The sequence below is a fragment of the Nocardioides panacihumi genome (assembly GCF_039530925.1).
Taxonomy (GTDB): Bacteria; Actinomycetota; Actinomycetes; order Propionibacteriales; family Nocardioidaceae; genus Nocardioides; species Nocardioides panacihumi.
This window is the reverse complement of record NZ_BAAAPB010000004.1, coordinates 329,636-348,885: the sequence shown is the minus strand read 5'-3', so window position 1 is coordinate 348,885 and position 19,250 is coordinate 329,636. Positions and strand designations below refer to the sequence as shown.

Annotated in this window: 21 protein-coding genes; 12 read left to right on the top strand and 9 right to left on the bottom strand. The window is 71.0% G+C overall.

Annotated elements, in window-relative coordinates; all coding sequences use genetic code 11:
• Positions 1-84 precede the first annotated feature (84 nt).
• The gene (gene mobF, locus ABD205_RS17700) at positions 85-2,730 is read left to right on the top strand and encodes a MobF family relaxase (protein ID WP_344047081.1); all 2,646 of its coding nucleotides are present in this window, start codon (positions 85-87) and stop codon (positions 2,728-2,730) included.
• A 35-nt stretch (positions 2,731-2,765) separates the two neighbouring features.
• On the opposite strand, the gene ABD205_RS17695 is transcribed toward mobF, so the two are convergent.
• Entirely contained in the window at positions 2,766-3,296 is a 531-nt protein-coding gene (locus ABD205_RS17695; protein ID WP_344047541.1) for a helix-turn-helix domain-containing protein, read from the bottom strand.
• Between the two features lie 132 nt (positions 3,297-3,428).
• Between ABD205_RS17695 and ABD205_RS17690 the strand changes: the two genes are divergently transcribed.
• Both ABD205_RS17690 and ABD205_RS17685 read left to right on the top strand, forming a co-directional pair.
• A complete protein-coding gene (locus tag ABD205_RS17690) occupies positions 3,429-3,668 on the top strand; it encodes a helix-turn-helix domain-containing protein (RefSeq protein ID WP_344047079.1) in 240 nt (79 codons plus the stop codon).
• Positions 3,669-3,727: 59 nt separating this feature from the next.
• On the top strand, positions 3,728-4,837 hold the full coding sequence (locus tag ABD205_RS17685; protein WP_344047077.1) for a tyrosine-type recombinase/integrase: 1,110 nt from the start codon (positions 3,728-3,730) through the stop codon (positions 4,835-4,837).
• A 30-nt stretch (positions 4,838-4,867) separates the two neighbouring features.
• Here the strand turns inward: ABD205_RS17685 and ychF are convergent, their stop codons facing one another.
• The gene (ychF, locus tag ABD205_RS17680) at positions 4,868-5,941 is read right to left on the bottom strand and encodes a redox-regulated ATPase YchF (RefSeq protein WP_344047075.1); all 1,074 of its coding nucleotides are present in this window, start codon (positions 5,939-5,941) and stop codon (positions 4,868-4,870) included.
• Between the two features lie 11 nt (positions 5,942-5,952).
• The gene (locus ABD205_RS17675; protein ID WP_344047073.1) at positions 5,953-6,387 is read right to left on the bottom strand and encodes a hypothetical protein; all 435 of its coding nucleotides are present in this window, start codon (positions 6,385-6,387) and stop codon (positions 5,953-5,955) included.
• 61 nt (positions 6,388-6,448) lie between these two features.
• On the opposite strand from ABD205_RS17675, the gene ABD205_RS17670 reads away from it, so the two are divergent.
• From ABD205_RS17670 to ABD205_RS17660, 3 genes are read left to right on the top strand one after another with little or no spacing between them, the layout of a single operon-like run.
• Positions 6,449-6,961, top strand: a complete 513-nt coding sequence (locus tag ABD205_RS17670; RefSeq protein ID WP_344047071.1) for a PH domain-containing protein — start codon at positions 6,449-6,451, stop codon at positions 6,959-6,961.
• Positions 6,958-8,412 (top strand): PH domain-containing protein, encoded by a 1,455-nt coding sequence (locus ABD205_RS17665; protein WP_344047069.1) that lies wholly within the window; start codon positions 6,958-6,960, stop codon positions 8,410-8,412. The genes ABD205_RS17670 and ABD205_RS17665 overlap by 4 nt, the downstream gene beginning before the upstream one ends.
• 44 nt (positions 8,413-8,456) lie before the next feature.
• On the top strand, positions 8,457-8,864 hold the full coding sequence (locus tag ABD205_RS17660; protein ID WP_344047067.1) for a VOC family protein: 408 nt from the start codon (positions 8,457-8,459) through the stop codon (positions 8,862-8,864).
• A 26-nt stretch (positions 8,865-8,890) separates the two neighbouring features.
• On the opposite strand, the gene ABD205_RS17655 is transcribed toward ABD205_RS17660, so the two are convergent.
• Genes ABD205_RS17655 through ABD205_RS17645 form a run of 3 tightly spaced genes read right to left on the bottom strand, consistent with a single transcriptional unit; the run spans position 8,891 to position 11,588 of the window.
• Positions 8,891-9,991 carry an ABC transporter substrate-binding protein gene (locus tag ABD205_RS17655; protein WP_344047065.1) on the bottom strand — a complete coding sequence of 367 codons (1,101 nt, stop codon included), beginning with the start codon at positions 9,989-9,991 and terminating at the stop codon, positions 8,891-8,893.
• 32 nt (positions 9,992-10,023) lie between these two features.
• Positions 10,024-10,797, bottom strand: a complete 774-nt coding sequence (locus ABD205_RS17650) for an ABC transporter permease (RefSeq protein WP_344047063.1) — start codon at positions 10,795-10,797, stop codon at positions 10,024-10,026.
• Entirely contained in the window at positions 10,794-11,588 is a 795-nt protein-coding gene (locus tag ABD205_RS17645; protein WP_344047061.1) for an ABC transporter ATP-binding protein, read from the bottom strand. Before ABD205_RS17645 ends, ABD205_RS17650 begins: the two co-directional genes overlap by 4 nt.
• A 41-nt stretch (positions 11,589-11,629) precedes the next feature.
• Here ABD205_RS17645 and ABD205_RS17640 point away from each other — a divergent pair, with 41 nt between their 5' ends.
• A complete protein-coding gene (locus ABD205_RS17640; protein ID WP_344047059.1) occupies positions 11,630-12,415 on the top strand; it encodes an exodeoxyribonuclease III in 786 nt (261 codons plus the stop codon).
• Between the two features lie 102 nt (positions 12,416-12,517).
• Positions 12,518-12,958, top strand: a complete 441-nt coding sequence (locus tag ABD205_RS17635) for a DUF6542 domain-containing protein (protein WP_344047057.1) — start codon at positions 12,518-12,520, stop codon at positions 12,956-12,958.
• Here ABD205_RS17635 and ABD205_RS17630 read toward each other — a convergent pair.
• Both ABD205_RS17630 and ABD205_RS17625 read right to left on the bottom strand, forming a co-directional pair.
• On the bottom strand, positions 12,904-13,530 hold the full coding sequence (locus tag ABD205_RS17630; protein ID WP_344047055.1) for an L-threonylcarbamoyladenylate synthase: 627 nt from the start codon (positions 13,528-13,530) through the stop codon (positions 12,904-12,906). The genes ABD205_RS17635 and ABD205_RS17630 overlap by 55 nt on opposite strands.
• A gap of 1 nt (position 13,531) precedes the next feature.
• Complete coding sequence (locus ABD205_RS17625; protein ID WP_344047053.1) at positions 13,532-14,524, bottom strand: 4-hydroxy-3-methylbut-2-enyl diphosphate reductase; 993 nt, start codon at positions 14,522-14,524, stop codon at positions 13,532-13,534.
• Positions 14,525-14,673: 149 nt separating this feature from the next.
• On the opposite strand from ABD205_RS17625, the gene ABD205_RS17620 reads away from it, so the two are divergent.
• From ABD205_RS17620 to ABD205_RS17610, 3 genes are read left to right on the top strand one after another with little or no spacing between them, the layout of a single operon-like run.
• Entirely contained in the window at positions 14,674-15,888 is a 1,215-nt protein-coding gene (locus ABD205_RS17620; protein ID WP_344047051.1) for an AAA family ATPase, read from the top strand.
• A gap of 2 nt (positions 15,889-15,890) precedes the next feature.
• Positions 15,891-17,117: an exodeoxyribonuclease VII large subunit gene (gene xseA, locus ABD205_RS17615; protein WP_425573081.1), complete on the top strand. Its 1,227-nt coding sequence runs from the start codon at positions 15,891-15,893 to the stop codon at positions 17,115-17,117.
• Entirely contained in the window at positions 17,107-17,343 is a 237-nt protein-coding gene (locus tag ABD205_RS17610; RefSeq protein ID WP_344047047.1) for an exodeoxyribonuclease VII small subunit, read from the top strand. The genes xseA and ABD205_RS17610 overlap by 11 nt, the downstream gene beginning before the upstream one ends.
• A 4-nt stretch (positions 17,344-17,347) precedes the next feature.
• Here the strand turns inward: ABD205_RS17610 and ABD205_RS17605 are convergent, their stop codons facing one another.
• Positions 17,348-17,911, bottom strand: a complete 564-nt coding sequence (locus ABD205_RS17605) for a DUF4245 domain-containing protein (RefSeq protein ID WP_344047045.1) — start codon at positions 17,909-17,911, stop codon at positions 17,348-17,350.
• Between the two features lie 34 nt (positions 17,912-17,945).
• On the opposite strand from ABD205_RS17605, the gene ABD205_RS17600 reads away from it, so the two are divergent.
• Positions 17,946-19,205 carry an SLC13 family permease gene (locus tag ABD205_RS17600; protein WP_344047043.1) on the top strand — a complete coding sequence of 420 codons (1,260 nt, stop codon included), beginning with the start codon at positions 17,946-17,948 and terminating at the stop codon, positions 19,203-19,205.
• Positions 19,206-19,250 lie beyond the last annotated feature (45 nt).

The following is a 19,250-nucleotide window of genomic DNA, read 5'->3' as shown; positions in this document are numbered from 1 at the left end:
CACGCGGCATTTCTAGGGCATCCGTTGGTTGTCGACGGACTCGTTGGGGACTCGGGTTTCGGGGTGGTCGGCGTGCATGGTGGGGTGAAGTTCTACCGAGGCGCGGCGAGGGCGGCGCGGGCCTATGTGGAGCGGGATCGGTCCCGGGCGGACGACTACTACCTGGCCGAGGGCACCGGTGTTGCCACCCGCTACGTCGCGGGCGCTGATCATGTCGCCCAGGCGGGCAGCCTCACCGGTGATGCCTACGAGGCCTGGGTGGCCGGCCTCGACGTCGACACCGGCAAGCCCAAGGGCCGGCTCCGCGATGATGCCAAGGCTTTGCGGTTCGTCGAGGTCGTCGTCAACGGCCCGAAGACCTGGTCACTGGCCGCCGCCTTGCACCCCGACATCTCGACCGCGCTGGATGCCGCACAGGATCGGGCGGCCGAGCAGATCATCGGCTGGGTCGCGCAACACGCCACCACCCGGGTCGGACCGCGTGGCCGGCAGGTCCAGGTGCCGGTGGAGCAGATCGAGGCTGCGGTGATCCGGCACTACACCTCCCGTGCCGGCGACCCGCACCGCCACCTTCACCTCCAGATCAACGCCCGCGTCTGGACCGCAGGCGCCTGGCGAGGTGTCCATTCGGTGGGGATCCGCGACAGCATCGAGGCGGTCAACGGCATCGGCCACGCCGCCGTCATGAGCGACCCACACTTCCGCGCCGTCCTTGCCGCGCACGGCTACACCCTCGACGCAGTCTCCGGCGACATCGAACAACTGGCACCCCACGTCGGCGCGTTCAGCGCCCGCGCCGCGCAGATCGGCCGCAACATCGACCGCTACGAGGCCAGCTGGCGTCGTGAGCACCCGGACGAGGAGCCTGGGCCACGGTTGCGGGAGGTCTGGGGACGACGGGCGTGGGCCGAAGCACGCCCCGACAAGATCGTCCCCACCCATGGCGCCGAGCTCGTAGCCCGGTGGAACGAAGAGCTGCACGCCTTGGGCTACCGCGACCCCGAGCGGTCGGCGAGCGTAGATCCGGTGCCGATCGGCCGGATCGACCGCGACGCGGCCGCGGACTGGGTCATCGGCCAGGTTGAGGCCAAGCGTTCGGCCTGGAACGCCGCCGACCTGCGCGGCCACGTCGAGGTCCTCATCATCCAGCTCGGCGTGATCACCGACTCCTCGGTTCGCATCGAGCTCGCCGAGGATGTCACGGCCCGCGCCGTCGAACGTTGCACCCGCCTGCTCGCGCGCGCCGATGTGCCCGAGCACGTCCGGGCACTGACCTCGACGCGGGTGCTCGAGGTCGAGACCGAGATCATCAAGCGGCTCGCTCGCCGGGCCGAGCGGCCCGCCCGGAGCCTCCGCTTTGGCCCCGGAGTGTTGAACGGACTGGACCCCATACAAGCCCGCGTCGTCGGCGCGCTCGGCGGCGACGGAGGACTGCTGGTGATCGAAGGAGCCGCCGGGGCGGGGAAGACCACCACATTCCGAGCGACCCGAGCCCTGCTCGCACGACGTCGACACCGGCTGGTGGTGGTCACTCCGACGTTGAAGGCCGCCGAGGTTGCTGCCGCTGAGACAGGTGCCGACGGGCACTCCGCGGCCTGGCTGATCCACCAACACGGCTGGCGATGGGACGAGGACGGCAACTGGACCCGCCAACCCAACCCACAACCGCACCCAGGAGCCCGGCTCCGTGCCGGTGACCTGCTCTTGATCGACGAGGCCGGCATGCTCGACCAAGACACCGCCCGCGCACTCCTCACCATCGCCGACGAAACGGGAGCCCGCATCGCGCTCGTTGGGGACCGCCACCAGCTCCCGGCCGTCGGCCGAGGCGGAGTGCTCGACCTGGCCGCCACCTGGTCCCACCCCACCGCGCGGCTCGACCTCGACCGGGTGCACCGCTTCACCGACTCCGACTACGCCGCCCTGAGTCTGAAGATGCGGACCGGCCAGGACGCCGGAGAGGTCTTCGACGCCTTGGTACGCCGCGGCCAGATCGTCCTCCACGCCTCCGAGGTCGAACGCACCGCAGCCCTCGCCGAGAAGGGCGCTGCCGGCGAGCTGATCATCGCCGATCGGCGAGACCACGTCGCCGACCTCAACGCAGCGATCCGCGACCTCGGCCGACACCACCCAGGGACGGGCGCATCCGACGACGCCACCAGCAGCGACAACGACAGTGACAGCCGAGTGCTCACGACCGGGCGCGGGGAGACGATCGGGCTCGGAGACACCGTCGCCACCCGCCACAACGACCCGAACCTCGGTGTCGCGAACCGCCAGACCTGGACCGTGGCGGGCATCGGCGACGACGGCTCCCTCCTGCTCCACGAACACGGGCGTGACCGGGTCGTTCCCGCCGGCTACGCCCAAGCCCACGTCGAGCTCGCCTACGCCACCACCGTGCACGGCGCTCAAGGCCAAACCGTCCAGACCGCTCACCTCGCCCTCACTGAGACCACCGGCGCCGCCGCGGCCTACGTCGCCATGACCCGCGGCCGCGACTCCAACATCGCCCACCTGGTCGCCGACGACATCGCCGAGGCCCGTCAACAGTGGATCGACGTCTTCACCCGAGACCGCGCCGACCTCGGACCCGCCCACGCCAGAGGCCTCGCCATCGACGCCATCGACCGGTACGGCCCCAACCCGCCACGACGCCAGCGACCGGCTGCCTTCAACGATCCGCGCCGACCCGCGCCAGGGGTCTCTCAGCCCGGCATCGGCCTATGAGAGGCCGCAACCTCGACCACGCCAGCCAGGTCCCCTCAAGCCCCGTAGCTGAAGACGTCATAGCTCGTGCTCACCAGCGCTGCCGCAACCACGGGCTCCCATCTCTCCCGCACCTGGGCCGGCAGGGTGAGCTCGGCCCACAGGTCGACCAGAAGGGCCCCATCCACCCACCGCTGCATCATGTACTGGCTGCCTCGCACCAGCAGGTTCTCGTACAGACCCCGCCGCTGAACCCGGTCAGCCAGATCCCACTCGCCCCGACCCGTGCCACCCACCAAGTCCGGCATCCGGACCCTGTCGAAGCAGCCCGGCACCTCCACCCGCCACAACCGACTCGGGTACCAGAACTCCTTCAACCCCGGCAGGAAGTCGACCTCCCACACCACCGTCGTCACCATGCCCAAATCCGTGTCCGCGGCCTGCATCAACCGCTCGGCGACATCGAGCAACGGGACCTTCCGACGCCGCTCATACATCGACACCGCCGACTGTGTCGTCCCCGCCCGACGCGCCAACTCCGTCTGCGTCAACCCCGCACTGCGTCGAGCCAACTCGATGATCGTCATCCGCTCCACACCACCAGTATCGCCAGTCGGCGATATTCCGTCACCACCCTGGATTTGCCTGCACACCTGCCTCTTGAGGCAGGACCGTCCTGCCCCCGACCACCGGTCGCGCCACCACTCAGGAGCACCACGATGACGGCCCAGCCCGCACACCAGAACAGCCGACTCCCCCTCACCAGCCCCGGCGACCAGATGCTCACCCTCCAAGAAGCCGCCGCCTTCCTCCGCCTCCCCGAAGGAACCCTGCGCTACTGGCGCCACCTCGGCGCCGGACCCCGCAGCTTCAAGATCGGCCGCCACGTCCGCTACTGGAAGACCGACCTCATCCTCTGGCTCACCGAACAGACCAACGGTCCACAGAACCCGCGCTGAGACGGGTCCGTAACCGAGTCTCAGAGAGACGATGCAGAAGATCTCGAAAGGAGCAGGTCATGGCTGGAAGCATGGCGAAACGACCGAACGGCAGATGGAGAGCGCGCTACCGCGACGAGGGCAACCGGGAACACTCGCGTCACTTCGACCGCAAGGTCGATGCCCAGAGATGGCTCGACGGCGTCACCGCGTCGGTAGTGACCGATAGTTATGTCGACCCCAAGGCCGGCAGAATCACCTTTCAGCAGTTCTACGACGACTGGTCGACGCGGCAGGTCTGGGCCCCCGGCACCGTGGTGGCCATGAGGCTCGCCGCTGGGTCTACTGGATTCACCGACCTGCCAATGAAGTCGATCCGGCGTTCGCACGTCGAGGCGTGGGTGAAGCGGATGGACACGGCCGGCTTGGCCCCCGGAACGATCAAGACTCGGGTCAACAACGTGCGGTCGGTCTTCAAGGCCGCGCACCGTGACCGAGTCATCGGACGTGATCCGACCGAAGGAGTCCCCCTCCCCCGTGTCCGGCGCACCGAGCACGGCATGCGCATCCCGTCCCCGGACGAGGTCGGGCGCCTGCTCAGCGCCGCGGATCCCTGGTTCCGACCCTTTGTCGCTCTGTGCGCCTTCGCCGGCCTGCGCCTCGGAGAGGCGGCCGGCGTCCAGCACGGCGACGTGAACTTCCTCGGTCGCCAGCTCAGGGTCATGCGTCAGGTGCAACGCGCACCCGGGAGCCACATCGACGTCCGTGCACCGAAGTACGGCTCCGAACGAGTGGTCTTCGTTCCTGACGGGCTGATCACCCTTCTCTCCGCCCATGTGGCGGCACACCCGGTCGGGCCGGAGGGCTGGCTCTTCACCGGCCCGACCGGAGAGCCACCGCACCAGAACACGGTCGGGTACTGGTGGCGCAAGACGCTGCGCGACGCCGACCTCTCGGGAATCAAGCTCCACGACCTGCGGCACTTCTTCGCCAGCGGCCTGATTGCCGAGGGATGTGACGTAGTGACGGTCCAACGCGCCCTCGGACACTCCAAGCCGACGACCACGCTGAACACCTACGCCCACCTGTGGCCGACGGCCGAGGACCGCACTCGGAAAGCCGCCCAGCGCCTCATGAAGGTGTCAGTCCCTCGAGATCTTGCGGACTATTTGCGGACTGGAGGTCCCTGACAGCGCTCTGACCTGCGAAAACAGTTCGATTCAGACGTTGAAGCGGAACTCCACCACGTCGCCGTCGGACATCACGTAGTCCTTGCCCTCCATGCGGACCTTGCCGGCCTCGCGAGCCTTGACCATCGAGCCGGCCGAGACCAGGTCGTCGTAGGAGACGATCTCGGCCTTGATGAAGCCCTTCTGGAAGTCGGTGTGGATCACGCCGGCGGCCTCGGGGGCGGTCGCGCCCTTGCGGATCGTCCAGGCGCGGGCCTCCTTCGGTCCGGCCGTGAGGTAGGTCTGCAGGCCGAGAGTGTCGAACCCGACCCGGGCGAGCACCTCGAGGCCCGGCTCGGCGACGCCGGCGTCGGCGAGGAACTCCGCGGCCTCCTCGTCGGAGAGCTCGACCAGCTCGGCCTCGAGCTTGGCGTCGAGGAAGATCGCCTCGGCCGGAGCGACGAGCTCGCGCATCTTGGCCTTGAGCGACTCGTCGCCGAGCTCGTCGGTGTCGCAGTTGAAGACGTAGATGAACGGCTTCGCGGTCAGCAGCGTCAGCTCGCGGATCAGGGCGCGGTCGATGGTCGTCGCGATGATCGGCGTACCGGCCTCCAGCGCCTCCTTGGCCGCGTGGGCCGCCTCGACGACCGGAGCCAGCTCCTTCTTGTTGCGAGCCTCCTTCTCCAGCCGCGGAATCGCCTTCTCGACGGTCTCCAGGTCGGCGAGGATCAGCTCGGTCGAGATGGTGGAGATGTCGTTGCCGGGGTTGACCTCGCCGTCGACGTGGGTGACGTCCTCGTCGCGGAACACTCGGGTGACCTGGCAGATCGCCGCCGACTCGCGGATGTGCGCGAGGAACTTGTTGCCCAGGCCCTCGCCCTGCGACGCGCCGCGCACGATGCCGGCGATGTCGACGAACTCCACGGTCGCGGGCAGGATCCGCTCGGACGTGAAGATCTCGCCGAGCTTGGCCAGTCGCGGATCGGGCACGCCCACGACGCCGACGTTCGGCTCGATCGTCGCGAACGGGTAGTTCGCCGCGAGCACGTTGTTCTTCGTCAGCGCGTTGAAGAGGGTGGACTTGCCGGCGTTGGGCAGGCCGACGATGCCGATGGTGAGAGCCACGTCGGGCAATCCTAGGTGCGTACGTCGTGGGGCGCCGCATCCGTGTGCCGGACGGCGGCGCTGCTCGTCCAGGCGTACCGCAGCAGCGTCAGCGAGAAGACCAATGTCAGCGCGACGATGACCGCCTCGAAGGCGCCGCCCCCGCCCTTGGCGAAGATGCCGTTCTCGACGTCGTAGAGGACGTCCATGCCGAACAGGTACAGACCAGCGGCGCCCGCGGCGGTGCACCAGAACGCCGCCGAGGGCGACCCGCGCAGCAGCGCGACGAGTGCCCAGATGCAGGCCAGGCCGAGCCAGGCGTCGGCGAGGGGGAAGGCGTTCTCGAACTCGTAGTACGCCGACCGGTGCTCGCTGGCGATCCAGTCGCGCGCGCTGAACCAGATCGCCCAGTAGGCGACGTCGAGACCGATCGCCACCACCAGCATCGCCATCACCGTCCGCCGCATGGCCTGATTCAAGCGGACGCCTGGCACGAGCACCTGCCCTTTCGTGTGCCAGGCTCGGCGCGTGAGTCTCACTCCCCTCGCTCTGCGCGAGCCGACCCACCGGGTCTCGCAGCGGGCGCCGTCGTACTGGCGCGTCAGCGCGGCCGCCGGCGCCGCCCTGGTCTGGCTGGCCGCCGTCGCACTCCTCGTGGCGGCCGTCGCCGCTCCGGACGGCTGGTGGAGGCCGCTCCTCTGGATCGGCGTCGTCGTCTGCGCAGCCGCCCCGGTGCCGTGGCTCACGGTCGCACCGCGGATCCGCTACGACGTGCACCGCTGGGACGTCACCGACATCGCGGTCCACGTGCGGCACGGATGGCTGAGCCGCACCGACGAGATCGTGCCGCTGTCGCGCGTCCAGACCGTCGACTCGGCCCAGGGACCGATCATGCGCGCCTTCGGGCTCCGCACCGTGACCGTGCAGACCGCCTCCAGCGCCGGCACCGTCGCGATCGCCTGCCTCGACGACGCCGTCGCGCAGCAGGTCGTGGCGCGTCTGGTCGCGATCACCGCGGCGACACCGGAGGACGCCACGTGACCGACGAGTGGCAGAGGCTCGACCCTCGCACGCTCGCCACCCAGCCGGTCGCCACTGCCGCGAAGGCACTCATCCCGGCGCTGGCCTGGCTGGTCGGCGCAGGCTCGGCGGTCGGCTTCAACATCATCGTGCCGATCACGGTCGCCGGCGTGCTCCTCATCGGGGCGCTGCCCTGGCTGACGACGTCGTTCCGCGTCACCGCGACGCATCTCGAGATCCGGCGCGGCCTGCTGAACCGGACCACCGTGACCGCCAGGCTCGACCGCGTGCGCAGCGTCGACCTCGAGTCCGACGTCGTCCACCGCTTCCTGGGGGTGACGAAGGTGGCCGTCGGGACCGGGGTCGACGAGGGCCGCCTCGAGCTCGACTCGCTGGGCGCCGAGGACGCCGAGCGCCTGCGGGTCGCGTTGCTCCACGGCTCCAGGGCCACCGACGAGCCGACGGCTGGGACGCCGCCCGAGGAGGTCGTCAGGCTCGACTGGTCATGGGTGCGGTTCGCCCCGCTCAACGTCGGCAACCTGGCGATCGCGGTCGCGGCGTTCGGCGCGCTGGTGAGCCAGTTCGACAACCTCATCGACGAGCGTCGGGTCGAGAGGGTCTGGCACTGGCTGGGCCGGTCCGACCTCCCGCTCCTCGTGGCCGGCGCACTCGTCGCCGCGATCGTGCTGTGGGTGCCGCTGGCGTGTCTCGGCTACGCGGTGCGGTGGTTCGGGCTGAGCGTCACCCGCGAGCAGGGCAAGGAGGGTCCGACGCTGCGCCGCGTGCACGGCGCCCTCACCCACCGGGCGACCACGGTCGAGGAGGCGAAGGTCCGTGGGGCCGTCGTACGCCGTCGAGCGCTGGTCGGCCTCGCCGGAGGCGCCGAGCTGCACGTGCTGACGACCGGCCTCGACGACAACGAGACGCACCTGCTGCCGTCGGCTCCTCTCGACGTCGTCCTCGACGTCGCGACCGACGTCCTCGGCGAGCGCGCTCCTGTCGCGGCGGCGGTGACCGCGCACGGCCCGTCGGCGCGCCGGCGCTTCCTCATCCGCAACCTGCGCGACGCCGCTCTCGCTGCCGCGGGCGCGGCGCTCGTCGTCGGAGCGGGTGACTCGTGGGGCCTCGCCCTGCCGTGGTGGCTCCCCGTCGTGGTCCTCGTCGTCGCGGTGCCCGTGGCCGTGGCGACGGCGCAGCTGCACTACAAGCGGCTGGGCCACACGCTGACCGACCGCTACCTGGTCAGCTGCACGGGCACGTTCACCGCGGCCCGAACCGTGCTCGAGACCGACGGCATCGTCGGCTGGAGGGTGCACCAGTCGTGGTGGGACCGCCGGCGCGGGTTGGCGCAGCTGGTCGCCACGACCGCCGCAGGGCACGAGCAGGTCCTGGTCCCTGACGTGCCGGTGGGCGAGGCGGTCGCCGTCGCCACCGCGGCGACGCCGCGCATGCTCGCGGAGTTCCTGGCCTGAAACACACTCGCGGTCACCCCGCCCAACGGGCCAGGGTGGTGCGCATGACCGTCTTGATCAACAACATCACCTTCGACTGCGGGGACGCGCGCAAGCTCGCGGAGTTCTGGGCGAACCTGCTCGGCTGGCAGGTGTTCTACGACGACGACCCCGAGGTGCTCGTGACGCCGCACTTCCCGGCCCACGGGGCGACCACGCTGCTGTTCATCCCGGTGCCCGAGGGCAAGACCGCCAAGAACCGCGTCCACCTCGACCTCGAGCCGACCGACGTCGGTCGCGACGCCCAGGTCGAGCAGGCACTCGCCCTGGGCGCGACGCTGGTCGGCGACCACCGCAAGGAGGACGGCACCGGCTGGGTGACGCTCGCCGACCCCGAGGGCAACGAGTTCTGCGTCGAGCGGTCGACCTCGGAGCGCCCTGCGCCGGGCACGAAGGCGTGGCGTCTGGGCTGACCGCCCGCCTCAGGGCGCCGGCCGGCTCAGGGCGCCGGCCAGGTCACCGATCCGTCGGCACCGACCACGGCGTCGCTGAACGAGTTGTCGAACCACGTCGCCGCGGCGGCGGGGTCGACCTGCACCCCGCCGTACTGCGTGACGACGCCGGCCAGCTTCGCGACGTTGTCCGTGTCGATCGAGCCGAACTTGCCGGGCAGCGGGCTGCCGGCGACGACGGAGGTCTCCTTCTTCCAGACCGCCGTCTCGTGCGACGGATCGGACTCGGCGCCGGCCTTGTCGTGCTGGTAGCCGATGCACTCCGCGACGTGCGCGGGCGCCGCGCAGTACTGGTAGGACTTGAAGACCGCCCGCAGGAAGTCCTGGGCAGCGGTCGGGTGCTGCTTGAGGAAGTCGGGGTTGGCCGCGAAGGCGCCGAGCGACCCGGGGACGCCGAAGTCCTTCGGCTCCCAGACCTTGACCGGCGTACCCGCTGCCGCGAGCTGGAGCGGCTCGTTGGAGATGAAGCCGACCAGAGCGTCGACCTGACCGCGCGGCAGGATCGTCGGGTCGTAGCCGACCTTGACCTCCTTGACGTCCCCCTTCGCGATGCCGGCCTTGTCGAGCATCGCCGAGACACCGACGGGCACCCAGCCCTTCTGGCCGAGCGTCTTGCCCTTGAGCTGGGCCAGGTCGGTGACCGACGGCATCGTCATGAGGATGTCGAGCCCGGCGTCGGAGTACGACGAGATGCCGGTGATCCGCAGTCCGTTGGCGTTCGCCGTCATGGTGTCCTGCTGCGACAGCCCGCCGACCTGGACGCGGCCGCTGGCGAGCAGCTTGGTGTTCTGCGAGACGTCGCCCGAGCCCGGCTGCAGCTTCACGTCGAGGCACAGGTCCTTGAAGTAGCCGAGCCGGTCGGCGGCGATCACCTCGAGGATCGAGGCCGACGCCTGCCAGTAGTAGCCCGACACGTAGGTGACGGTGCCCGCAGCCTTGTTCTGCGCGCAGCGCTTGGCCGAGATCGCGGATCCCGTCGTCCCGGCCGATCCGTCGCTGCCGCCACACCCGGCCAGCGCCAGGGTCGCAGTCAGCAGCACGGCCAGGACAACGACCGGGCGGGTGGCGGGCGAACGGTTGATCTTCATGGATCTCTCCTCGTCGGCGAGCGGCTCGAGGCTCAGCGGGATCCGTGCCAGCGCAGGGCGCGGCGCTCGACGACGGTCACCAGGAGCAACAGCAGCGACCCCATCAGGGCCAGCACGAAGATAGCCGCCCAGACGGTGGCCAGACGGTTCATGGACGATGCGACCTGGATCACGGTACCGAGGCCGTCGGCCGATCCGGCGGCCGACAGCTCGGCCACGACGGCCCCCACGATCGAGAGCGGGAAGACGATCTGGAGCGCCGCGAAGACGTACTCCAGCGAGCCCGGGATGCGCAGGTGCCGCAGCACCTCCCAGCGCGACGCGTGGACCGAGCGGAACACCTGCAGCACTGGGACCGGGACCGACCGCAGACCGACCGAGGCGTTGATGAGGATCGGGAAGAAGCAGATCAACGCCGTCAGGATCAGCTTGGGCGCCGGCCCGAAGCCGAAGGCGACGACGAGCGCCGGCGCGATCGCGACCAGCGGCGTGACGTTGAGGACGACGGCGACCGGCATCACCGCGCGCCGCGCGATGTTCACCTCGCTGATCAGGATCGCGAGGCTGAACGCGGCGACGAAGCCGATGACGAGACCGAGGAGCGCCTCGCGGAGGGTGACCCAGCTGTTGTGCAGGAAGTAGCCGGGGTCGCCCTTCAGCGCAGACCAGACGTCCGGCAGCGGCGGCAGCAGGTACGGCATCCGGTGGGCCCCGAGCTGCCACAGCACGCCGAGCACGACGAGCAGCACCAACACGGGCGCCCAGTACGCCGGGTGCGCGACGCTCGTCCTCACCGGCCGGCTCACGAGGCGACCTCGTGCCCGTCCTGCTCGAAGGCGTCGCGCAGACGCTCCCGCAGGGTCAGCTCGTAGCCGTGGAACTCCGGGCTGCGGATCAGCTCCTGCGTCCGCGGCCGCGGCAGGTCGATGTCGACGATGTCGACGATGCGTCCCGGTCGCGGCGCCATGACGACGACCGTGTCCGAGAGCCTGACCGCCTCCAGGATCGAGTGGGTGACGAAGAGGACCGTCGCCCCGCGCTCCTCCCAGAGGTCGAGCAGCTCCTGCTGCTGCGCCTCGCGGGTGAACTCGTCGAGCGCGGAGAACGGCTCGTCGAGCAGGAGTACGTCGGGCTGGAGCCCGAAGGCGCGCACGATCGCGACCCGCTGCCGCATGCCGCCGGACAGCTGCGCCGGCCGCTGGTGCATCGCGTCTCCGAGGCCGGCCCGCCGCAGAAGCTCTCGCATGTCCGGGAGCGGCTCGCGGTTGTGCCGCCTGTTCACCTTCGCCGGCAGCGAGACGTTGCCGAGCACGGTCAGCCAGGGCAGCAACGCCGGCTGCTGCGGCACCAGCCCCAGCCGCTTCTCCTCCGCCGCCTGGGCGGGAGTCGTGCCGCACACCGTCACCGTGCCCGCGTCGGGCTCCTCGAGGCCGGCCACGATGCGCAGGAGCGTGGACTTGCCGCAGCCGCTGGGGCCGATCACGCTCACGAAGCGGCCGACCGGGATGCTCAGGTCGACCCCGTCGAGCGCCACGACGCGCGTCTCGTCGTCGTGGACGCGGCCGATGCCGTGCAGGTCGATCGCGGCGCCGGTCATGCGGTCCAGTCTTCCAAACAGGGGGTGGATAGATTCCGGGGGTGCGCATCGCGACCTGGAACGTGAACTCGATCCGCTCCCGCATCGACCGGGTCGAGGCGTTCCTCGACCGCCACGAGGTCGACGTGCTGGCGGTGCAGGAGACCAAGGCGAAGGTCGACCAGCTGCCGACCATGGGCCTCGAGGCCCGGGGGTACGACGTCGCCGCCGTCGGGCACTCGCAGTGGAACGGCGTCGCGCTGATCTCGCGCGTCGGCCTCGAGCAGGTGTCCGTGGGCTTCGACGGGATGCCCGGCTGGGGGGACGCGGCGGACGCCGAGGCTCGCGCGATCAGCGCCGTGTGCGGGCCGCCGGAGCAGGGCGGCGTACGCATCTCCTCGCTGTACGTCCCCAACGGGCGCAAGCCCGACGACCCGCACTACGTCTACAAGCTGGACTGGCTCGCCCGCCTGCGCGAGGCGGCGCAGGCGTGGCTCGGGGAGGACGCGGCCCTGGTCGGCGACTGGAACATCTGCCCGACCGACGACGACGTCTTCGACATCGCCCAGTTCCGCAACTCCACGCACGTCACGCCGCGCGAGCGCGCCGCCTTCCAGGCGATCCTCGACACCGGCTGGGCGGAGGTGACCCGCGCGTACGCGCCTGGCTACACCTACTGGGACTACTACCGGCAGCGCTTCGAGCGCGACCGCGGCCTGAAGATCGACTTCGTCCTGGCGTCCCCGTCGGTCGCAGCGCGCGTGAAGGGCGCCTTCATCGACCGCGCGGAACGGGCCGGCGTCGGCGCCTCCGACCACGCGCCGGTGGTCGTCGACCTCGAGGACTGACCTGGCAGTCCTGTTCCGCGACTGAGCGGGCCGTGGCGGCGCTCGGCGCGTCGTACCCCCGCTGTCGGCGCGTCCCCCTACCGTGAGGAGCGGAGGACACCCATGAGCAGCTGGCATCCCGGTCACGAGCCCGGCCGTCAGGTCGTCGCGCTCGGGCTGGCGCTCGCCCTCACGGCCGCGGTGCTCGACACGCTGGTGACCGGCAGCGTCACCTGGGTCTTCGACATCTTCTTCGTGGTGCTGTGCGCGGCTCTGGCGGTGCTCGTCGCGCCGCGCGACCTGTTCACGGTCGGGGTGCTGCCGCCGGTCATCATGCTGACCGTGTTCGTGCTCGTGGCGTTCGCGAACGCGGACGCGCTCGGCCACCGCGACGACAGCGTCGCGCAGGCCGTCGTCTCAGGCCTGGCCCACCACAGCCTGGCACTGTGCCTGGGATACGCGACGTGCCTCGCGCTGCTCGCGCAGCGTCGGCACGTGCAGGTCGCCGCTCACGCGACGAAGCGCGACCAGTCCCCCGCGCCCTCGCGCACGACCTCCGGATAGCCCTCCGACCAGTCCACGACCGTCGTCGGCTCGGCCGGGGTGTCCTCACCCGTCTCGATCACGATGTCGACCAGGTGGTCGAGGGTGTCCTTGACGTCCCAGCCGTTCGTCCGGGGCTCGGTCTCCCCCGGCATGATCAGCGTGGAGGACAGCAGCGGCTCGCCGAGGGCCTCGAGCAGTGCCTGCACGAACGTGTTGTCGGGGATGCGGACGCCGACGGTGCGCTTCTTCGGGTGCATCAGGCGCCGCGGCACGTCGGGCATCGCGGGCAGGATGAAGGTGTACGGCCCCGGCGTGGCCGCCCGGATCGCCCGGAAGGCGCTGTTGTCGACGTGCACCATCTGCCCGAGCTGGGAGAAGTCCTTGCAGACCAGCGTGAAGTGGTGCCGCTCGTCGAGGTCGCGGATCGCCAGGATCCGGTCACGGCCGTCCTTGTTGCCGACCCGGCTGCCGAGGGCGTACCCCGAGTCGGTCGGGTAGGCGATGAGCTGGTCGTCGTTGAGCGCGTCGACGACCTGCTGCAGCAGTCGCGGCTGCGGGTTCTGCGGGTGGATGTCGAGATAGCGCGCCATCTCAGCGCACGCCCGCAGCCTTGAGGTCGCGGCGCAGCTCCTTGGGGAGCGAGAAGATGAGCGACTCCTCCGCGCTGTGCACGGCCCGGGCGTCCGGGTAGCCGCGCTCGGCGAGGAAGCTGAGCACGCCCTGCACCAGCTCCTCCGGCACGCTGGCGCCGCTGGTGACGCTGACCGTCGCGACGCCGTCGAGCCAGGCGGGGTCGATCTCCGAGGCGTCGTCCACGCGGTACGCCGACCCGGCGCCGGCCTCGAGCGCCACTTCGACCAGCCGGACGCTGTTGGAGGAGTTGCCGGAGCCGACCACGATGACCAGGTCGGAGTCCTTGGCGATCTCCTTGACCGCGAGCTGGCGGTTCTGGGTGGCGTAGCAGATGTCGTCGCTCGGCGGGTCGAGGAGCAGCGGGAAGCGCTGCCGGATCGCGTCGACCGTCTCGAGGGTCTCGTCGACGCTGAGCGTGGTCTGGGAGAGCCAGGCGACCTTCGCCGGGTCGCGGACGACGAGCTTGTCGACGTCCTGCGGGCCCTGGACGAGCTGGATGTGCTCGGGCGCCTCACCCGCGGTGCCCTCGACCTCCTCGTGACCGGCGTGGCCGATGAGGAGGATGTCGTAGTCCTCGGCGGCGAACCGCTTCGCCTCGTGGTGGACCTTCGTGACGAGCGGGCACGTGGCGTCGATCGTCTTGAGGCCGCGGTCGGCGGCTTCGGCGTGGACCGCCGGGGAGACGCCGTGCGCCGAGAAGACGACGGTCTCCCCCTCGGGCACCTGGTCGAGCTCCTCGACGAAGATCGCGCCGCGGGACTCGAGGTCGGACACCACGTGCTTGTTGTGCACGATCTGCTTGCGGACGTAGACGGGCGCGCCGTAGAGGTCGAGTGCCTTCTCGACGGTCACGACGGCCCGGTCGACGCCGGCGCAGTAGCCGCGCGGCGCGGCCAGCAGCACCTGCTTCTCCGCGTCGGAGAGGGTGCGGGGCATGGCGAGGTCCGTCATGGGCACGAGTCTACGGACCGCCGGTGCGGAGGGCCGCACCAGCGCCTGGCGTTGTCGGTGCCTGCCCGTAGGGTGACCCCGTCGGCTTATAGTTCCTTATAGATAGCTTGACCTATACAGACCTATCGCGAGACAGGAGGAGCCGTCGCGTGCTGCCCAACCCGTACACGCCGAGCGATCGCCCTCGTGTCTTCGTCGGCCGCGACGCCGAGCGCACCCTGCTCCGGGACAAGCTCGCCCGTGTCGCGGCGTACGGCGAGATGATGGGCGCACTCACGGTCGTCACGGGTCCGCGCGGCGTCGGCAAGACCTCCCTTCTCCGTGACGTCGCCGGACAGGCAGAGGCGGACGGCTTCGTGCTGGCCTGGGTCTCCTGCGTCAAGCAGCAGCCGTTCCTGGGCGAGATCGTCGACCGTGTCGAGCGCAGTCTCGAGCAGGCTGATGTCACCGCTCCCGGCGGCCGCCGGCTCAAGGAGGTCGACGTCGAGCTCAGCGCCGGGTTCGCCAAGGTGCGGGCACGGCTGGACAGCGGCCCGGCGTCGCCCTCGGCCTCGACCGCCCTGGTCGGCCCGCTCGAGGACCTCCTCGGCCGCGCCGGCCGACTGGTCCGCGAGCGAGGCGGCGCCGGACTGGTCGTGATGATCGACGAGCTCCACGCACCGCTGGAGTCGACCCGTGAGTGGGAGTACGCCCCCGACCGGGAGGCCCTCCTGCACGGCGCGGTGCTCCTCAACGCGATCCAGAACCTGGGCGGCGTGCGCGACGGCCTCCCGGTCGGCGTCATCGGTGCCGGGCTGCCGCAGACGAAGGCCCTGCTGACCCGAGCCGCGACCTTCGGCGAGCGCAGCCACGAGATCGTGCTCGCCGAGTTCGGGCCGGCCGATGCGGCTCGCCTGCTCGAGGCGCCTGCCACCAACCTCGGGGTCTCCTGGGCACCTGACGCCCTCGACGTCGTCGTGGACACCGCACGCGGTTACCCGCAGTCGCTCCAGATCCTCGGCGCCGCCACCTGGGACGCCGCACGCCCCGAGCGCGGTTCCGTGCTCGACCTCGCAGCCGTCGAGATCGGGTCCCGCTCGGCGAGGACGGCCCTGGCGTCCATCTTCGAGGCGCGCTGGGCCGTGGCGACAGGCTCCGAGCGCGCGTTCCTGCACGCCATGGCCGAGGTCGGTGGCCCCGTGGTGCGCCGCCGCGAGATCGCCGAGCGCCTGAGCACCACGACCGAGGCGCTGAGCATGGTGCGCCGCAACCTGATCGTCAAGGGCATCATCGAGGAGGCGGGCTACGGACGCCTCCGCTTCACCATTCCCGGCTTCGAGGAGTTCGTCCTCGGGCAGGACCGCACCCCGGGGGTTCCGGAGTGACGATGCAGACGTCGCTGGAGTCCCCGGCCCCGGTCCGGCAGATCGCCAACGCGATCGCCGGCTGGATCGACCGCCTCGGCGCGGTCTGGGTGGAGGGCCAGGTCGCCCAGGTGAGCCGGCGGCCGGGCATGCAGACGGTGTTCCTCACGCTGCGCGACACCGTCGCCGACATCTCCATCGCCGTCACGTGCAGCCGGACTCTCTTCGACGGGCTCAACCCTCCGCTCGTCGAGGGCGCCAGCGTCGTCGTGCACGCCAAGCCGTCGTTCTACGCCAACCGCGGCACCCTGTCGCTCTACGCCCGCGACATCAGGATGGTCGGCCTCGGCGAGCTGCTCGCCCGGCTCGAGCGGCGCCGACAGCTGCTCGCGGCGGAGGGCCTGTTCGCCGCCGAGCTGAAGCGGCCGCTCCCGTTCCTGCCCGGCCGCGTCGGGCTCGTGACCGCCCCGAACTCGGCCGCGGAGCGGGACGTCCTCGAGAACGGGCGCCGACGCTGGCCGGCCGTCGCGTTCGAGGTGGCGTACGCCGCCATGCAGGGCCCCCGCTGCGTCACGGAGGTCATCGAGAAGCTCGAGCGGCTCGACCGCGACCCGACCGTCGACGTCATCGTCGTCGCCCGGGGTGGCGGCTCGGTGGAGGACCTGCTGCCGTTCTCCGACGAGGCGCTGATCCGGGCGGTGCACCGGCTGACGACGCCGGTCGTCTCCGCCATCGGCCACGAGCCCGACAGCCCGCTGCTCGACCTGGTGGCCGACGTACGGGCCTCGACGCCGACCGACGCGGCCAAGCTGGTCGTGCCCGACGTCGCCGAGGAGCGGCGGCTGGTCGCCACGGCCCGCCAGCGGATGCGGGGCGGGCTGCGGTCCTGGCTGCAGCGCGAGCAGGCCGCCCTCGACTCCGTCCGGTCCCGTCCGGCCCTCGCCGACCCGCGCTCGCTGCTCGACGAGCGGGTCGACGAGGTCACGATGCTGCGAGACCGGGCACGACGGACCCTGTCGCACCTGCTCGACCGTGCCCACGACGACATCGGGCATCACCGTGCCCGCGCCCGCTCCTTGTCGCCGTTGGAGACGCTGCGCCGGGGGTACGCGGTGCTGCAGGACGCCGATGGCCACGTGCTGACCTCCGTCGCCGGCGTCGCGGCGGGCGCCGAGGTCAGCGTCCGCGTGGCCGACGGCCGCCTCCATGCCACCACCAACCGAACCGAGGAGCTGCCCGATGGCCCGTGAGAAGACCGCCGACCAGACGACGGCCGGCGAGACCGAGAAGCCGTCCTACGAGGAGGCTCGCGAGGAGCTCATCGAGGTGGTGCGCACCCTCGAGGCCGGTGGGACGACCCTCGAGGAGTCGCTCGCGCTCTGGGAGCGCGGCGAGAAGCTCGCCACGATCTGCCAGGAGTGGCTCGAGGGAGCACGACAGCGGCTCGACGCCGCGATGGCCGCCGACGAGGACTAGTGCCTCAGGAGGCGGGCGCCGTCGTGAGCAGCCCGATCAGCCTCTTCAGGTCGTCGACCGGCGCGGAACCGTAGACCAGCAGGGTGTCCTTGCCGACCTGCCGGGAGAACGCGTGGTCGCGCTTGCCGTCCGACCAGGACGACCAGGTCTGGTCGCCGGCGAGGGCGCTGGGGATCTTCACGTCCTCGCCCTGCTTGGCCCCTTGGGGCAGCGCCGTGTCGAGCAGGTCGCGCACCGGGGAGTCCTCCTGCTGGATCCCGACGAACTTCCCGGCGCCGGTGAGCATCGGCAGGCCCCAGGACGGGCGGTCGCCGGGGGTGAAGTTCACGGCTGTCGCCAGCCAGTCCTTCGGCAGCGTCGCCGGGTAGGCCACGGTGTATCCGCCGGCCTGCACGTCGCGCACGGTGCCGAGGTAGTCGACCGCCACCGGCGTGCCTTCCGGCTGGTCATGGGTGACGTTCTGGATGACGTAGTAGCCGACGACCGCGAGCACCAGCACGATCATCGATCCGATCAGACCCCCGAAGGTGCGCGGATACCGCCTCGCTCCCGACTGCGGCTCACTCACGGGCCCATTCTCTCAGGGGCCTAGGGTTGCGCACGTGCCGCCCCTGAGCTCGACCGTCGCGGACGCGAGCGGGGTGGTCGCCCTGGTGGCCCTGCTGGTCGTCGCGCACCGGCACCCGCGACCCCGGGTCGAAGCACTCGCCGCGCTCGGGGCAGGCGCCCTCGTGCTGGCCTCCGGTCTGGTCTCCCCGACCGAGGCCCGGGAGGCGGTCCGGCCGCTGCTGCCCGTCGTCGCCTTCCTCGTCACGATCCTGGTCGTCGCCGAGATGTGCGCGCGTGCGGGCGTCTTCGACGCGGCGGCCCACCTCGTACGCCGGCACAGCCGCGGCCGGCCCGTCTCCTTGTTCGCCGGCACGTTCGTGCTCGCCGCGATCGTGACGACCGTGCTCAGCCTCGACGCGACCGTCGTGCTCGTCACCCCCGTGGCGGTGGCGGCGGCCATCGGCATCCGCTCCTCGCCACGCCCCGTCGCCTATGCGTGCCTGCGGATGGCCAACTCCGCGTCGCTGCTGCTCCCGGTCTCGAACCTCACCAACCTGCTGGCGATGCCGCACCTCGACCTCACCTTCGCCGGCTTCGCGGTGCGGATGGCGCCCGCGCTCGCCGCCGTCCTCCTCGTCGAGTACGTCGGCCTGCGCCTCCTCTTCCGGCGCGAGCTCGCCGAGCCCGGCCACGAGATGCCGCCAGACGTCGAGTCGCCACGGCTGGAGCGGGTGCCCGTCGTCGTGGTCTCACTCATGCTGCTCGGCTTCGCGGTCGCCTCGCCGCTCGGCGTCGAGCCCGCCTGGGTGTCCGCCGTCGCGGCGGCCGTGCTGGTCGGTTGGGCCCGTCACCGCCGGCTCGCATCGTGGCCCGCGGCAGCGCACGCCGCCCACCCGTCGTTCGCCCTCTTCGTGCTCGCCCTCGGCGTGGTGGTCGCTGGACTCGCCCAGGGCTTCCTCGGCGACGCCGTCCAGCGACTGCTGCCCTCCGACGCGTCGTACGCGTCGCTGCTGGAGGTGGCGGCCCTCGCCACGGTCGCGGCCGCGCTCCTCACCAACCTCTCCGCGACCCTGCTCCTGGTGCCGCTGCTCGAGCCGCTCGGGACCGACGTGATCCTTGCCGCGCTGGTCGGCCTCGGCGTCGGATCGGGGCTGACCTGGACGGGCTCGCTCGCCAACCTCCTGTGGCGCCGGACGCTGGTGCGCCACGGCGACGCCGGCCCGATGCTCGGGACGCTCGCCTTCCACCGGGTGTCGCTGACACTGACGCCCGTCGCCGTGATCGCAGCCGTGACCGCACTCGCGCTGACCTGACGCCTCAACTCCCGCATTCGCGGACAAATGCAGACAGATCCTCCG

Excerpts from the sequence above, each read along its gene's own strand:
- ABD205_RS17635 (WP_344047057.1), top strand. The coding sequence starts at position 12,518 with ATGAGCAGCTGGCATCCCGGTCACGAGCCCGGCCGTCAGGTCGTCGCG.
- ABD205_RS17690 (WP_344047079.1), top strand. The coding sequence starts at position 3,429 with ATGACGGCCCAGCCCGCACACCAGAACAGCCGACTCCCCCTCACCAGC.
- ABD205_RS17610 (WP_344047047.1), top strand. The coding sequence starts at position 17,107 with ATGGCCCGTGAGAAGACCGCCGACCAGACGACGGCCGGCGAGACCGAG.
- ABD205_RS17675 (WP_344047073.1), bottom strand. The coding sequence starts at position 6,387 with ATGCGGCGGACGGTGATGGCGATGCTGGTGGTGGCGATCGGTCTCGAC.
- ABD205_RS17645 (WP_344047061.1), bottom strand. The coding sequence starts at position 11,588 with ATGACCGGCGCCGCGATCGACCTGCACGGCATCGGCCGCGTCCACGAC.
- ABD205_RS17660 (WP_344047067.1), top strand. The coding sequence starts at position 8,457 with ATGACCGTCTTGATCAACAACATCACCTTCGACTGCGGGGACGCGCGC.
- ABD205_RS17625 (WP_344047053.1), bottom strand. The coding sequence starts at position 14,524 with ATGACGGACCTCGCCATGCCCCGCACCCTCTCCGACGCGGAGAAGCAG.
- ABD205_RS17655 (WP_344047065.1), bottom strand. The coding sequence starts at position 9,991 with ATGAAGATCAACCGTTCGCCCGCCACCCGCCCGGTCGTTGTCCTGGCC.
- ABD205_RS17630 (WP_344047055.1), bottom strand. The coding sequence starts at position 13,530 with ATGGCGCGCTATCTCGACATCCACCCGCAGAACCCGCAGCCGCGACTG.
- ABD205_RS17695 (WP_344047541.1), bottom strand. The coding sequence starts at position 3,296 with ATGACGATCATCGAGTTGGCTCGACGCAGTGCGGGGTTGACGCAGACG.
- xseA (WP_425573081.1), top strand. The coding sequence starts at position 15,891 with ATGCAGACGTCGCTGGAGTCCCCGGCCCCGGTCCGGCAGATCGCCAAC.
- ABD205_RS17685 (WP_344047077.1), top strand. The coding sequence starts at position 3,728 with ATGGCTGGAAGCATGGCGAAACGACCGAACGGCAGATGGAGAGCGCGC.